Source organism: Bacteroides sp. BFG-637 (assembly GCF_024793605.1).
Lineage (GTDB): Bacteria > Bacteroidota > Bacteroidia > Bacteroidales > Bacteroidaceae > Bacteroides > Bacteroides vicugnae.
The window spans coordinates 4,446,209-4,462,811 of sequence record NZ_JANUPD010000002.1 but is presented as its reverse complement, the minus strand read 5'-3'; the positions used below and the strand labels follow the sequence as shown (position 1 = coordinate 4,462,811).

Annotated in this window: 11 protein-coding genes; 7 read left to right on the top strand and 4 right to left on the bottom strand. The window is 43.4% G+C overall.

Annotated elements, in window-relative coordinates:
• Positions 1-147 precede the first annotated feature (147 nt).
• A complete protein-coding gene (gnd, locus tag NXX38_RS17295; protein WP_217723604.1) occupies positions 148-1,623 on the bottom strand; it encodes a decarboxylating NADP(+)-dependent phosphogluconate dehydrogenase in 1,476 nt (491 codons plus the stop codon).
• A 109-nt stretch (positions 1,624-1,732) separates the two neighbouring features.
• Between gnd and NXX38_RS17290 the strand changes: the two genes are divergently transcribed.
• From NXX38_RS17290 to NXX38_RS17270, 5 genes are all read left to right on the top strand, one after another.
• Complete coding sequence (locus NXX38_RS17290; protein ID WP_074559687.1) at positions 1,733-2,902, top strand: dicarboxylate/amino acid:cation symporter; 1,170 nt, start codon at positions 1,733-1,735, stop codon at positions 2,900-2,902.
• A 93-nt stretch (positions 2,903-2,995) separates the two neighbouring features.
• The gene (gene gmd / locus NXX38_RS17285) at positions 2,996-4,066 is read left to right on the top strand and encodes a GDP-mannose 4,6-dehydratase (protein ID WP_117933029.1); all 1,071 of its coding nucleotides are present in this window, start codon (positions 2,996-2,998) and stop codon (positions 4,064-4,066) included.
• Between the two features lie 100 nt (positions 4,067-4,166).
• Positions 4,167-5,237, top strand: a complete 1,071-nt coding sequence (locus NXX38_RS17280) for a GDP-L-fucose synthase (RefSeq protein ID WP_074559690.1) — start codon at positions 4,167-4,169, stop codon at positions 5,235-5,237.
• A gap of 252 nt (positions 5,238-5,489) precedes the next feature.
• A complete protein-coding gene (locus tag NXX38_RS17275; RefSeq protein ID WP_148367330.1) occupies positions 5,490-7,148 on the top strand; it encodes an AMP-binding protein in 1,659 nt (552 codons plus the stop codon).
• 49 nt (positions 7,149-7,197) lie between these two features.
• Complete coding sequence (locus NXX38_RS17270) at positions 7,198-8,346, top strand: LA_2272 family surface repeat-containing protein (protein WP_074559694.1); 1,149 nt, start codon at positions 7,198-7,200, stop codon at positions 8,344-8,346.
• Positions 8,347-8,565: 219 nt separating this feature from the next.
• Here the strand turns inward: NXX38_RS17270 and NXX38_RS17265 are convergent, their stop codons facing one another.
• The 3 genes from NXX38_RS17265 to NXX38_RS17255 all read right to left on the bottom strand — a co-directional run bounded on the left by NXX38_RS17265 (position 8,566) and on the right by NXX38_RS17255 (position 13,135).
• The gene (locus NXX38_RS17265; RefSeq protein WP_148367332.1) at positions 8,566-10,560 is read right to left on the bottom strand and encodes a fructose-1,6-bisphosphatase; all 1,995 of its coding nucleotides are present in this window, start codon (positions 10,558-10,560) and stop codon (positions 8,566-8,568) included.
• 205 nt (positions 10,561-10,765) lie between these two features.
• Entirely contained in the window at positions 10,766-12,430 is a 1,665-nt protein-coding gene (locus NXX38_RS17260; protein WP_148367334.1) for a putative transporter, read from the bottom strand.
• Between the two features lie 261 nt (positions 12,431-12,691).
• Positions 12,692-13,135 (bottom strand): hypothetical protein, encoded by a 444-nt coding sequence (locus NXX38_RS17255; RefSeq protein WP_195650426.1) that lies wholly within the window; start codon positions 13,133-13,135, stop codon positions 12,692-12,694.
• Positions 13,136-13,348: 213 nt separating this feature from the next.
• Here NXX38_RS17255 and NXX38_RS17250 point away from each other — a divergent pair, with 213 nt between their 5' ends.
• Both NXX38_RS17250 and NXX38_RS17245 read left to right on the top strand, forming a co-directional pair.
• A complete protein-coding gene (locus NXX38_RS17250) occupies positions 13,349-14,923 on the top strand; it encodes an AAA family ATPase (protein WP_258980398.1) in 1,575 nt (524 codons plus the stop codon).
• Entirely contained in the window at positions 14,898-16,325 is a 1,428-nt protein-coding gene (locus tag NXX38_RS17245) for a VWA domain-containing protein (protein ID WP_175486923.1), read from the top strand. The genes NXX38_RS17250 and NXX38_RS17245 overlap by 26 nt, the downstream gene beginning before the upstream one ends.
• Positions 16,326-16,603 lie beyond the last annotated feature (278 nt).

The following is a 16,603-nucleotide window of genomic DNA, read 5'->3' as shown; positions in this document are numbered from 1 at the left end:
TTTCTGCAAGTAAAACAGAGCGATAAATACAATTATAAATACGTGAAACTCTGTGTTACTCCATAGTAAATAAAAATATAAAACCTCTGTGTCCTCCGTGTCCTCTGTGGTGAAATATAATTTATCATTTCAAAACTATTTTTCTATTTAAACATTATATGTACCCGATTTCGTATCTCCTCCGTGGCCTGTCCAGTTCTCGTGGAAGAACTGTCCGCGCAACTCATCCTTACGCTCAAAAGTGTGCGCACCGAAATAATCGCGTTGTGCCTGCACAAGGTTGGCGGGCAGATCGGCAGAAGTGAGCGAATAGAAATAGTTCAGGGCAGAAGAGAAAGCAGGAACGGGAAGTTCTTCTTTCATGGCTTCCGCCACCAGACTCTTCCATCCGGGAAGCAATGTCTTCATTTCTTCTTTAAAATAAGGAGCCAACAACAAGTGTTTAGGCTTGTCGGTGGCTTCGAAGGCAGCAGCAATATCGTTCAGGAATATACTGCGGATGATGCATCCCCCACGCCACATACGTGCAATGGAAGCCAGGTCGAGATGCCAGCCGAAAGCGTCGGAAGCACGTTGCAACACGGCGAATCCCTGGGCATAAGAGACGAGTTTGGAAGCATAAAGAGCAGAAAAAATATTCTTTACGAGTTCCGCCTTATTATATATAGGTTGTGTATGTTGACACTGGAATTGCTTGGAAGCCAAGTGACGCAAGTCTTTCTGTGAAGAAAGGCTTCGTTCGAATACCGCCGTGGCAATTAGCCCTAACGGCATACCGAGTTCCATCGCATTGATAACCGACCATTTACCGGTTCCTTTCTGTCCGGCTGCATCCAGAATTTTATCAATGAGATAACCTCCGGATTTGTCTTTATGCCGCAGAATGTTGGCGGTGATTTCAATCAGATAACTGCGAAGTTTGCCTTCGTTCCAACGGGCAAAGACATCAGCCATTTCCTCATTGGTCAGATCAAGCAACTTTTTCATCACCCAATAGGCTTCGGCAATCAGTTGCATATCACCATATTCGATACCGTTGTGAATCATCTTCACAAAATGACCGGAGCCGGCAGGACCCACCCATTGGCAACAAGGAGTGCCGTCCGGAGCTTTTGCCGCAATACTCTGAAGAATCGGTTTCACTTCAGGCCATGCTTTTTCCGAACCGCCGGGCATAATAGAAGCGCCATTCAAGGCTCCCTCCTCACCACCGGACACACCGCTACCGACGAAAAGAAATCCCTTTGATTCCGCCAGTTGGACACGACGGTCGGTATCTTCGTAATTAGAATTACCGCCATCAATAAGAATGTCTCCCGGTGAAAGCAACGGGAAAAGCTGATCCATCAGTTCGTCTACCGGACTTCCGGCACGAACCATCATCATAATCTTACGGGGAATAGCTATCGAATCTACAAATGCCTTTATATCCGTGAATCCTTCGATGTTTTTACCTTTTGCACGACCATTCAGGAAGCGCTCTACCACCCCCTCTTCTACTCCGGGAACAGTACGGTTATATACCGACACGTGCCATCCCTTACTCTCCATGTTTAAAGCAAGATTCTCGCCCATCACAGCCAAGCCGATAAGTCCGATATCTGTTTTATTCTGATTTGCCATAACTTGTATATTTTGAATATTCTTTATCTTAGTAACATTTAAAATGCACATTTGTTCGCAAGATTTTAGATTAAAACATTATTTTTGTAGTCTACAAATAAAATCAAGGATGAAGAAGATTAAAATCGGTTTGCTGGCACGCATCGTTATCGCCATCATTTTGGGTATTGCCATCGGCACAGTTTTCCCGGCTCCGCTAGTGCGAATATTTGTTACGTTCAATGGCATTTTCAGTGAATTTCTCAATTTCTCTATCCCATTGATTATCGTCGGGCTGGTCACTGTGGCTATTGCCGACATCGGGAAAGGTGCAGGAAAAATGCTGCTCCTGACTGCTTTGATCGCTTACTTCGCTACTCTTTTTTCCGGCTTTCTCTCCTACTTCACAGGAGTCACAATATTTCCCTCACTTATCGAACCGGGTGCACCACTTGAAGAAGTAAGCGCAGCGCAGGGAATCCTCCCCTACTTCTCCGTTTCCATTCCGCCACTGATGAACGTGATGACAGCCCTGGTTTTAGCTTTCACACTGGGGTTAGGACTGGCGTCACTCAACAGCGACGCATTGAAAAATGTGGCACGTGATTTTCAGGAAATTATCGTACGAATGATAAGTGCCGTCATTCTGCCTTTGCTGCCGCTTTATATTTTCGGCATATTCCTCAACATGACACATTCGGGACAAGTATATTCTATCCTGATGGTGTTTATTAAAATTATCGGAGTCATCTTCGTTCTTCATATTTTCCTGTTGGTTTTTCAGTATTCCATTGCGGCATTGTTTGTGCATAAAAATCCATTCAAATTGCTTATCAAAATGCTGCCGGCTTACTTCACGGCATTGGGCACACAATCATCCGCAGCCACCATCCCCGTGACGCTGGAACAGGCCAAAAAGAACGGAGTATCTGCCGAAGTGGCCGGATTCGTGATTCCGCTATGTGCCACCATCCATCTATCGGGCAGCACATTGAAAATCGTAGCCTGCGCACTGGCATTGATGATGATGCAGGGAATGCCGTTCGACTTCCCCCTGTTCGCCGGGTTTATCTTTATGCTGGGTATCACAATGGTAGCCGCTCCGGGAGTTCCGGGTGGAGCAATCATGGCTTCCCTGGGGATTCTGCAATCCATGCTCGGTTTCGACGAATCGGCACAAGCTTTGATGATTGCGCTTTACATCGCCATGGACAGTTTCGGCACTGCCTGCAATGTGACGGGAGACGGAGCTATCGCTTTGATTATCGACAAAATAATGGGAAAAAACCGTGCTGAATAACTGTGCTGAAAAATAATTGGAAAGTCACTTGGCTGGGTCACAAAAAATGCCGACATTTGCACCCACATTTTCAATTATATAAATAATTAGCGTATGAAAAAAGCCCTAATTTCAGGCATCACCGGACAAGATGGTTCTTATCTTGCCGAATTTCTATTGCAAAAAGGTTACGAAGTACACGGTATACTCCGTCGTTCTTCTTCGTTCAATACAGGACGTATTGAACATTTGTATTTTGACGAGTGGGTGCGCGACATGAAACAGAAACGTACGATTAATCTGCATTATGGGGATATGACAGATTCTAGTTCGTTAATTCGTATTATTCAACAGGTGCAACCGGATGAAATCTACAATCTCGCAGCTCAAAGCCACGTGAAGGTTTCGTTCGACGTTCCGGAATACACTGCCGAAGCAGATGCTATCGGTACGTTGCGTATGCTCGAAGCTGTACGCATCCTGGGACTGGAAAAGAAAACCCGCATCTATCAGGCTTCTACTTCCGAATTGTTCGGTAAGGTGCAGGAAGTTCCACAAAAAGAGACAACTCCATTCTATCCCCGTTCTCCGTATGGGGTAGCCAAACAATATGGTTTCTGGATTACTAAAAACTACCGCGAAAGCTATGGTATGTTTGCAGTAAACGGTATTTTGTTCAATCACGAGAGCGAACGCCGTGGTGAGACGTTCGTTACCCGTAAAATTTCGCTTGCTGCCGCACGTATCGCACAGGGCGAACAGGACAAACTGTATCTGGGTAATCTGGATGCACGCCGCGACTGGGGATATGCCAAAGATTACATCGAATGTATGTGGCTGATCCTGCAACATGATGTTCCCGAAGATTTCGTTATTGCTACTGGAGAAATGCACACGGTGCGCGAATTCGCAACGTTAGCATTCAAAGAAGCAGGGATCGAACTTCGTTGGGAAGGTGAAGGCGTAAATGAAAAAGGTATCGATGTAGCTACCGGAAAATCTCTGGTAGAAGTTGATCCGAAGTATTTCCGTCCATCAGAAGTAGAACAGCTGCTGGGCGACCCGACAAAAGCTAAAACACTGTTGGGTTGGGATCCGCGTAAAACATCATTCGAAGAACTGGTAAGCATCATGGTTCGCCACGATATGGAGAAAGTGAGACGAATGATTGCTACCAAACACTAAATGAATTTCATTTCACCACAGAGGACACCGAGGACACAGAGGAAAAAATAAAATCCTCCGTGTCCTCTGCGTCCTCTGTGGTGAACTAATAAAAGATAGAATGGAAAAGAATGCAAAGATATATGTGGCAGGACACCGCGGACTTGTGGGATCTGCTATCTGGAAGAATTTGCAGGATAAAGGATACACCAATCTGGTAGGCCGCACTCACAAAGAGCTTGATCTGCTGGATGGCGCGGCTGTCCGTAATTTTTTCGATGAAGAACAACCGGAATATGTATTCCTTGCTGCTGCCTTTGTGGGTGGTATCATGGCGAACAGCATCTACCGTGCCGACTTCATCTATAAGAATCTGCAAATTCAACAGAATATCATCGGAGAGAGCTTCCGCCACCATGTAAAGAAGTTGCTCTTTCTGGGTAGCACGTGTATTTATCCACGTGACGCCGAACAGCCGATGAAGGAAGACGTATTGCTTACTTCACCGTTGGAATATACCAACGAACCGTATGCAATCGCTAAAATTGCCGGACTGAAAATGTGCGAAAGTTTCAACCTGCAATATGGAACGAACTACATCGCTGTGATGCCGACAAACCTTTACGGACCGAATGATAATTTCGACTTGGAACGCAGTCATGTACTGCCTGCCATGATCCGTAAGATTCATCTGGCACACTGTCTGAAAGAAGGAAACTGGGAAGCTGTACGTAAGGATATGAATCTGCGTCCGGTGGAAGGTGTGAATGGCGACAGTCCGAAAGAAGAAATCCTGGCTATTCTTCAAAAATACGGAATCAGCGAAACGGAAGTCACTCTTTGGGGTACAGGTACTCCACTCCGCGAGTTCCTTTGGAGCGAAGAAATGGCGGATGCCAGTGTCTTTGTTATGGAGCACGTAGACTTCAAAGATACCTATAAAGAAGGTAGCAAAGATATCCGCAACTGCCACATCAACATCGGTACCGGTAAGGAAATCACCATCCGCCAACTGGCCGAACGTATTGTAGAAACTGTAGGGTATCAAGGAAAACTGACCTTCGACAGCAGCAAACCGGACGGCACTATGCGCAAGCTGACCGATCCTTCGAAACTGCACGCTTTGGGGTGGCACCATAAAATTGAAATCGAGGAAGGCGTACAAAGAATGTACGAATGGTACTTGAAATAAGAATCTAAAGAATCAATCAATATGCTATGAGCAGAATTATTTTTGCTTATAGCATATTTTTTTTGATTATAGCATAATGTTTTTTGGTTATAGCATAATTAAATTAGCTATAAGCATAATCTTTCTTCCTACCGGCCTGTCGCGATCTCACCGCATCGCCCTTCTTCCATTTCCAAAAATTCTTCCCTCTTAATTCTTCATTCTTAATATAATTGCTATATTTGCACAAATTAATACCAAATGTGCAAAACAATGGAACAAAGTTTTATAGCCTACATTGAGAATAGTATCAAAAATAATTGGGACTTGGATGCCCTGACCGATTATAAAGGTGCAACATTACAGTATAAAGACGTAGCTCGCAAGATCGAAAAACTCCATATCATTTTTGAAGAAAGTGGAATCCGCAAAGGAGATAAGATTGCTGTTTGCGGAAGAAACAGCTCTCATTGGGGAGTCACTTTCCTTGCTACACTGACGTATGGGGCAGTTGTTGTACCCATCCTCCATGAATTTAAAGCGGACAATATACATAACATCGTCAACCATTCCGAAGCAAAATTACTGCTTGTAGGAGATATGGTATGGGAAAACCTGAATGAGTCGGCAATGCCGCTACTGGAGGGTATCCTGATGATGAACGACTTCACCCTGCTAGTGTCACGCAGCGAACGACTGACTTATGCACGCGAGCATCTGAACGAAATGTTCGGCAAAAAATATCCGAAGAATTTCCGCACAGAGCATATCGCTTATCATAAGGATGAACCGGAAGAACTGGCTGTTATCAATTATACCTCAGGAACAACAAGTTACTCGAAAGGAGTAATGCTCCCCTATCGCAGTCTGTGGTCGAATACCAAATTTGCTTTTGAAGTGTTAGACCTGCAAGCCGGAGATAAGATCGTATCCATGCTCCCTATGGCACATATGTACGGACTGGCTTTCGAATTCCTTTATGAGTTCTCCGTGGGTTGCCACATCTACTTCCTTACTCGCATGCCGAGCCCGAAAATCATTTTCCAAGCTTTCGAAGAGGTGAAACCGAATCTGATTGTTGCCGTACCGCTTATCATCGAAAAAATCATCAAGAAGAGCGTACTTCCGAAACTGGAAACTCCTGCAATGAAGATCTTACTAAAAGTACCTATCATCAATGACAAGATAAAAGCAACGGTACGCGAAGAAATGATTAAGGCATTCGGCGGAAACTTCAAAGCTGTTATTGTAGGAGGTGCTGCTTTCAATCAGGAAGTAGAACAGTTCTTGAAAATGATTGATTTCCCTTATACAGTAGGATATGGAATGACGGAATGTGGTCCGATTATCTGCTACGAGGATTGGAGAAGATTCAAACCGGGTTCATGCGGAAAAGCTGTGCCACGTATGGATGTGAAAGTGTTGTCATCTGATCCCGAAAACATTGTTGGCGAAATCGTATGTAAGGGCCCGAATGTGATGTTGGGATATTACAAAAACGAAGAAGCTACCCAAGAAGTTATCGACAAAGACGGATGGCTGCATACAGGTGACCTGGCTTTGATGGATGCCGAAGGAAATGTTACGATCAGAGGACGCAGCAAGAACCTGTTATTGAGTGCCAGCGGACAGAATATCTACCCGGAAGAAATTGAAGATAAATTGAACAACCTGCCATACGTGGCTGAAAGTATTATCGTTCAGCAAAACGAAAAACTTGTCGGACTTGTTTATCCTGATTTTGACGACGCTTTCGCTCACGGTCTCAAGAATGAAGACATCGAGCAAATAATGGAAGAAAACCGTGTGGCACTGAATGATATGCTACCGGCCTACAGCCAAATATCCAAGATGAAAATCTATCCGGAAGAATTCGAAAAGACACCGAAGAAGAGCATCAAACGTTATTTATATCAGGAAGCAAAAGGCTAATATAAAGTTAGCTGCATAGAGATATAACTTAAACCGAAAAGAGAAAGGAATGAAGATAAAGAAAACAATATTCACGGCAGCTATACTAATGGCTGCCGTTTGTTTACCGGCACAGAACAAGAGTGCAGGTATTAATATATCCATCTGGAAAGATATTTGTACGCAACCGCATGACAGTACACAGACGACTTATGTGAACATCGGTCTCCTGTCTACAATGAACCGTCTGAACGGTGTGGGCATCAATGCATTGGGAAGTGTGGTACATGGTGACATGAACGGAGTACAGATCACCGGATTAGCCAATCTGGCAGGTGGAACAATGAGGGGTGTCCAGCTGGCCGGTATCAGTAATATCAGCGGTAACAACACCGTAGGACTTTCTGCTGCCGGATTGGTAAATATCACCGGTGACAGAACGCAGGGAGTAATCATATCCGGCTTAACCAGCATCGGAGGAGATAATACCTCGGGGGTAATGATGAGTGGTTTCATGAATGTGACGGGCAATATGGCTTCGGGGCTACACTTTTCCGGAGCGGCAAATATCACCGGACAGAGCTTCGGCGGTTTGATGGCTTCCGGACTTTTGAATGTGGTAGGCGAACACATGAACGGCTTGCAGATTGCAGGTATTGCCAACATAACCGCATCGAAACTGAATGGGGTGCAAATAGCATTATGTAATTATGCAACGCAGGCACGCGGGCTTCAAATTGGCCTTGTCAATTATTACAGGGAAGATATGAAGGGGTTCCAACTCGGACTGGTGAATGCGAATCCTGATACAAAAGTGCAAATGATGGTGTATGGTGGAAATGCAACACCTGCCAATATAGGTGTACGTTTCAAGAACCAATTGTTTTATACTATTCTGGGAGTCGGCTCCATGTATCAGGGGTTGAATGATAAGTTTTCGGCAAGTGCATCTTATCGTGCCGGTCTGTCATTTCCTCTTTACAAAGGCTTATCCATCAGCGGAGACCTTGGCTACCAGCATATCGAGGCGTTCGATAACAAAGACGAGGTGATTCCGAAACGTTTGTACGCATTGCAGGCACGTGCCAATCTGGAATATCAATTTACCAAGAAGTTCGGTATCTTTGCGACAGGCGGTTATGGGTTAACCAGATTCTATAATAAATCAAGCAATTATGATAAAGGAGCGATTATAGAAGCAGGTATTGTTCTTTTCTAAACAAGAATCGGGCAAGATATACTGCTGAAAAGATTAAAACACTAATATCAAGATATTGCTTTACTAATGATAATTCGTTCCACCTGGATGTTTGTTTCGTTCCACCATGGTTTTCCTTTCGTCCCATCCGGGTCACCGTTTAGTCCCACCTAGGTGGAACGAATCACTCAATGCACTAAAAGTTATTGAATTTCATATTGCAAAGGAATAACATTCATTTCAAACCTTCTCCTTTATCAGACCAGTACGATAAGCAACAAGCAATTTCTTCAAATCCTGTATTTGAGTCACCAGTTCTTTTCCCTTATCGGTATCTTTCACCATCATTCGTTGCGAATTAAATTCGAGAACAAAGTTGGTCGATTTGATATCAAGCCCCTCTTCAATGGCTTTCTGACGGGACTGGAACGGTTCATGCTGTACGAGCTGCATACCATGAGAATGATAAACAAGTGTATATCCCGCAATTCCCGTTTCCGGTTGATAAGCTTTCGAAAAGCCACCATCAATAACGAAAAGCTTGCCATTGGCTTTCATGGGTTGTTCTCCCTGAATCGTTTTCACAGGCACATGACCGTTGATAATATGCGAATGAGGCCCTAAAACTCCAAACTCTGTCAAAATCTGGTCACAAATATCTTCCCGGTTACGCAATGTGTAATAATAGCCCTTCTTTTCTTTATGTAACTCTTTATCTTCTAGGAAATAACGCTCAAAAGTCGCCATCTTATCCTTATCAAACAAGGGAGCCTCCGGACCACACCACATATACCAGATATAATCCATAGCAAATTCCTTATCCTCCTCTCCTTCTTCATCGAAGTAAGCGGTACGGATCAGTTGATCGGCTTTATCCAGCAATTTATGTCCCCAGTATTCCTTTCCACGTATTTTGACATGCTTAAAACTGCCATCCTCATTCAGAGGAACAGAAGCATGATAAAGAAGATTCGAGTTTGAAACCAGATACATGCCGCCATAAGTAAACAGACAACGCATATGCTTCTTCAATTTCTCGCTATTCATAAATGAATAATGAATCTTTTCTACCAATTCGCGTTCTTCTTCAGTCAACCGGTAAGGATTTGCCGGGTCTACAGTCGGGAAGTTGGTATCGCGCAAAGCATATTCTTTTCCTTCGTACACAAAGACACCACGTTCAAAATCAATCTTCTCCAGAAGTTTACGATTAGCCATTCCGAATTCCGGACGGCGGTCGATGATTTCAGCTTCCAGTTTAAACTGGATAATGGTAATGGCTTTATGCATTTGAGTAATCAGACGCAAAGTCTTCTCATTATAATGAGCATCGGCAAAGTTCATTTTCGGCATGAAGATCGTGCAAGGATCATCGGCATACGTATCCATTGCAAAAGTAGCCAATGGAAGCAAATTGATTCCGTACCCGTCTTCAAGCGTACCCAGATTACCGTAGCGCATGGACATACGTATCACATTAGCGATACAACTATCATTACCGGAAGCTGCTCCCATCCAAAGAATATCATGATTTCCCCATTGGATATCGAAGTTGTGGTAATTACACAATGTATCCATAATGATATGCGCACCGGGACCACGGTCGTAAATATCTCCTACGATATGAAGAGAATCAATAGTCAAGCGCTGAATCAGATTACACATAGCGATAATGAAATCGTCGGCACGCTTCGTAGTGATAATCGTGCTGATAATTACATTAATATAAGCATGCTTGTTCGGTTCGATAGACGATTCGTGCAATAACTCCTGAATGATATAAGAGAATTCGGCAGGCAGTGATTTACGAACCTTCGAACGGGTATATTTGGAAGACACGTTCTGACAGACCTTCACCAGTTGGTTCAGCGTAATCAGATACCAATCGTCCAGATCCTTTTCACGGGCCTTCACCAATTGGAGTTTCTCTTCGGGATAGTAAATCAACGTGCAGATTTCTTTCTTTTCAGCTTCACGGAGAGTATTGCCGAATATTTCATTTACTTTACGTTTTACCGCACCGGAAGCATTTTTCAGTACATGCTGAAAAGCTTCATATTCTCCATGAATATCAGTCAGGAAATGTTCCGTCCCTTTAGGTAGATTTAAGATAGCCTCCAAGTTGATTATTTCCGTACTGGCATCGGCAATGGTAGGAAAACTTCGGGAAAGCAGTTGCAGGTAACGGAGATCACTCACAATGCTTTCAGGAGTTATGTTACTTTGAGCAGTCATTCTATTTACTATTTTACTATTTACAATTTATTAATTGGCAACTTATTATTCATTGACAACTTACCATTTAGTAACTCAAAAAAGGAATTTATTAACTCCTCTCCTTTTCTAGTTACAAATTTATCTATTTTAAACGATTCCTGATTAAGAAATGACTTCTTTTTATTTACAAATCCATCATTTCTCAATTTTCAATTCTCAATTCTCAATTTAACAAGAACATCAACAACACTTGAGCGATAATTACCCGCAGGAACATACACAGCGGATAAACAGTCGCATAGGCTACGGATGGATTGTCGCTGGGAATGGTATCGTTCACATAGTTCAGTGCCATCGGATTTGCCATACTTCCGCACAACATACCGGATACAGTACCGAAATCAATCTTCATCATCTTGAAAGCTACAAACCCGACCAACACGGTTGGAACAATAGTCAATCCGGCCCCCAAAGCGATCCATAACAAACCTTCCGGACGGAATACGGTGTCGAAAAAATGAGCTCCGGCATCCAGTCCCAGACAAGCAAGATACATGGAAAGCCCCAAGGCACGCAGCATCAGATTCGCACTACGGGTGGTATAGGTAATCATGTGTATCCGCGGTCCAAAAGTTCCCAGAAGGATACCAACGATAATCGGTCCACCCGCCAATCCCAGCTTCACAGGAGTACTGACACCCGGAAAGGAGAAAGGAATAGCTCCCAATGCCAAGCCAAGTACGATGCCGATAAACACAACAACCAGATTGGGTTCTTTCAAGCTTTTTACAGCATTTCCCAATACTTTCTCCACATTCTGAATAGCAGCAGCCTCTCCCACTACCGTCAGGCGGTCTCCTAATTGAAGTATCAATCCCGGAGTAGCAAGCAACTGCACACCCGACCGATACACGCGGCTGATGTTAATCCCATAATGGTTTCTCAATCGGAGTGACCCGAGTTTCTTACCATTCAGTTCGGGACGGGTAACGACAATACGCTGCGAAATCAATTCACTATCAATCGCATTCCAGTCAATGTCCTCTTTATTCCAATCCGTATTTTCCTGTTCACCAAAAAGCACGGTCAAGGCCAAAGCATCTTTCTCCGCAGTTACCACCAGCAAACGGTCACCTTCTTTCAATATCTTGTCAGAAGTCGGAATACTGACATGTCCGTCACGCCATAAGCGGGAGATGACAAACTTCGGGTAGCTCATGCGAGCTATATCCTTGATGCTTTTATTGAAAATAGCAGGATTGTGTACTTGAAACGCTGCAATGTAGGTTTTGTTCGCATCGTCTTTCTCTTTTATCTCCAAGTCTTCTTTGCGAACCAGCACTTTGCGAATTAATAAAACGGCAAGGATTACACCAACGACCCCCATCGGATAGGCTACCGCACATCCTAAAGCAGGAGTACTGCTGTCCATTCCCATCTGTTTCAGCGTCTGTTGTGCGGCTCCCAACGCCGGAGTATTCGTGGTTGCTCCACAGAGGATACCGACCATATCAGGAAGAGAGACGCCTGTTGCATAACTGGCTACCACCGTCAACAAGGTTCCCAACAGAACAACTCCCATTGCCAACATATTCAACGTCACCCCTCCTTTGCGGAAAGAGCTGAAGAAACCGGGACCGACTTGCAAACCGAGAGAATAAACGAAAATGACCAGTCCGAAACTTTCTGCGTAGTTCAACATCTGCGGATCGACCGAAAGCCCGAGATGGCCGGCGAGGATACCTGCAAAAAAAACAAAAGTGACTCCCAGGGAAACTCCCCAGAAATGCACTCTTCCCAAGCCCAGACCAATGGCAGAAATCAGTGAAAGTACCACAACAGCCTGTAAGGCAGAATGTTCGATAAATAGACTATATAACCACTCCATGTATATAAAAACTAATAGGGCGCAAAGATAAAAACTATTTAGTCCGGTTCAAAACTTTTAAGCTTTCATTTCACGCCCTATTGATACCCTGATTCATATATCCTGAAATCTTATTGATTCCCCTTTTACTTCGTTACCTATTATTTTGTTCCTAATAACTATCCTATTTCTATCTTAACTTCCTTATCCTTCTCTTTTCACCTGCATCTTGTTATCCTTCAAACGATCTTTTCCCTCTGTTTCTTTCCTCTTTATCTTTCATCATTTCCCCTGAAACTCTACAAAGTTATTTCGTCCGTCCAGATAACCGCTTAACCTGTTTCCACCGATGTACACATCATCCAGGTATGAAACATCATTCGGTCCGTATGACATACGAATGGAAGTCTGCGCATAATTCTCCCAGCTCCAACGGAAATTATATTCATATTGCTCTACTGCTCCGTTAGGATATTCCACCCGTATATAGTCAATTCCGGTACGATCTAAAAAGAAGTCCAGTTCCTGACGGCAATAGTTACCGTCCATGTCCCGGTAGAAACTAACCCAAGTACGGCTACATAAATCAGCCGAACGATTATAGTACCCTGCACCATTATGATCATCATCATAGAAACTATCTATTTCCACTTCGCAAGAGGTAAAACTTACCATCAATACGGCCATCAAAGCCAAACCGAAGTATTTAAATGTGTTCGTTTTCATATTCCTTTATTTTTAACGGTTCTCTAATTATTATCTATCATTAATCTTTCGATAGAACAAAAGTAGAGAATGAATTTTCCTTATAAAACTGAAAACTCCTACTTATCGGGAGGAAATTGCCTAAATCTGTGGGTAAATCCCCCCAATGAAGTCTATTTCAAAGAATTCTTGTATCTTTGCCTCCTGCTAACAACACATGAAATCATCTGTCGCATGAAGTCAATCAAATCCCATATCACCCAACTACTGAAATCCCTCAATGAGGGAGTATTCGAAAAAGAACATACCATCGCACTCTCCCTATTATCTGCCATGGCAGGTGAAAGTATCTTTCTATTGGGCCCTCCGGGAGTAGCCAAGAGCTTAGTGGCGCGCAGGCTCAAACTGGCATTTAAAGATGCGGATGCTTTTGAATATCTGATGTCCCGTTTCAGTACACCGGATGAAATATTCGGTCCCGTGTCCATCTCAAAGTTGAAAGATGAAGATACATACGAACGTATTACACAAGGATACTTGCCGACAGCATCAATTGTCTTTCTGGATGAAATATGGAAAGCCGGTCCTGCCATCCAAAATTCTCTTTTGACGGTAATCAATGAAAAGATATATCGCAACGGACAATTTACGGCGCGTGTTCCTCTGAAAGCGCTGATTGCCGCATCCAACGAACTACCCGCAAAGGGTGAAGGACTGGAAGCCTTATACGACCGTTTCCTGATCCGCCAGTTTGTGGGATGCATTGAACAGGAATATGCTTTCGACCAGATGATCTCTTCTACACGGGAGGTAGAACCTGAAATCCCCGCAAAACTCCAGGTAGACGATGAATTATACAATCAAATACAAGCTGAAAGTGAGAAAGTAGGTATTCACTATACCATCTTCGAGCTGATTCACAATATCAAACGAGAAATCGAACAGTACAATACGGGACGGGATGAAAACACCCCTCCCATCTATATATCCGACCGCCGTTGGAAAAAAATAGTAGGTCTGCTCCGCACCTCGGCCTATCTGAACGAATCGCCGGGGATTCACTTCTCCGACTGCTTGCTGATGAGTGCCTGCCTGTGGGATGAAGTTTCACAGCTCCCCATCATCGAAAACATAGTGGAACAGTCGATTGCACGGGGAATCAACACCTATTTATTGGGAGAAAAACGGCTGGAACAGAAACTGGATACGTTGAAAGAAAACATGAAGTCCGAACACAGCTTACGGGAACTTAGCGATCCGGGAATCCAGGTCGTAGATACCTTCTATCATCGCATAGAAGGTTACCACATTGCCGGAAATTTACTCATCTTTGCTTCAGATTACCAGTCTTTGAAGAAAGACAGTAACCGGCTGTTTTATATCCAGCAGGATAAATTCCGTCCGGTCAACAAAATCCTGAAAGCCTACGATTTCGTAAAGAACAGAAATATCGCACAAAAGAATATTTACTCCCTCCGAAAAGGAAAACGATCCGTTTTCGTCAACAATCAGGAGTATCCACTACTATGTTATGACAATTGCGAACCTTTGCCAGCACAGCAGGACGACAGCACTCCGTTCGAATTTACATTGCAGGAAGTGATAGATTTACTTCATCAAATGGAAGTAGAATATAAAACAATCTCCGAGCGGGAAACAGCATACACCAAGGAACATCTTTTCTTAAGTTCATCGCAAAAAAGCAAGATTAAGCGAATCTTGGGAGAGACTGCACATATCATAGAGAACTACCGGAATGAACTTCGCATCATCGCTCATGCCCATGAACAAGAGAACAGAGAGTATTAGGCTCAAACACCTGCAAGACATTTATTACGAAAAATTGCAGGGAATAGCCTATGATGTGTACGACGAACAACTGCACAATCAGATTATCCGTCCCGAAGAACTGGATGCGGACATTCACCTGTATTTTCGTCACACACAACCCTCCCTGCAAGATTTCTACTCCCGCTATGCATCGCAATGGGAATACTTTCATGAGATGAATGAAGCATCGGACGCAAAGTTTCTTCAATTCCTGAAAAACAGCGCATACCCCTTCTCCATGAAATATCACCTGGTAGACCTCAACGTAAAATACTATCTCCAACGTTTTGATGTAATCAGCCCGCGTTCCAAAGAATGGAAAGCGTTGCGGACTCTCTTTTTCGACAAGTGGCATACGCTGCTCTCGAACAATGAGTTCAACTATCAGATGGAACATATCGAGCAACTCTGTGAGGATTTCTACCGCATTCAACTGTCATTAGCCAAAAATCTTCCGGTACGCGGTGGCTCACGCCTCGTCTGGCTGCTTCGCAATCATAAACAGATAGCGGAACAGATTTTAGAATACGAAGAAACGATCAAACGGAATCCCGTTATCCGCGAACTGGTAGAAATCTTAGGCAAGAAACACCAAAGTAGCCGGAAACGTTTCAAAATGACCGCAGGTATTCATCGGGAACAAATTATATCTCACGCCACCCGAAGCGATATTGCAGGCATTTGTGAAGGAAATGATTTGAATAGTCTTCTCCCTCTGGAATATTGTTATCTGGCGGAAAAGAGCCTGCAACCCGTATTTTTCGAGCGTTTCATAGAGAAGAGACTACAAGTTATCGATTATCAATCGCACGAGAAGCAAACCATCAATGATAAGAAAACAACAGGAAATGAAGTTTCCGAAGAAGCTGAAGGCCCTTTCATCGTTTGTCTGGACACTTCCGGTTCTATGGCAGGAGAACGGGAAAGAATCGCGAAATCTACTCTACTTGCCATTGCCGAATTGACAGAAGTACAACATCGGAAATGTTACGTCATCCTTTTCTCCGATGATATCGAGTGTATTGAAATAACCGATTTAGGAAGTAGCTTCGACCGCCTTGTCGATTTCCTAAGCCAATCTTTTCATGGTGGAACAGATATGGAACCGGTCATCACGCATGCTCTGCGAAAAATCAGCGAAGAAGGATATATGGAAGCAGACATCATCACCGTATCGGATTTTGAGATGCGTCCCGTCGATAAACTGCTATCCCGGTCCATAGAACATGCAAAAGCAAAACAGACAAAGATGTATGCCATTTCTTTAGGAGGCAAAAGTGCAGAGACCAGTTATCTGAAATTATGTGATAAATATTGGGAATATAGTGTTCAAAACGCTGAAAATCTTAATAAAAATAGAATTGAAGAATCAAATATTTAATCAATGTTATAAAACATCTCTTTTTTCTTGTTTTATTTGCAAATTCACCAGAAGTCCGTATATTTGTACTGTGTTTTTCATAGTATTAGATTTAAGGTTAACAAAAGATTGGCTGTCTGGGATAGATAGCCTTTTTTTATGCCCTTTTCCAAGGTTAAATATACCGTCACTATCCAATCCCGATGATTACCCTATCCCATGAAGATACCGTCACTATAATGAACGGATAGCGTCAATATGTTTCAAGTCGTCCGCCCATCGATAAAATTTAAAAGCTT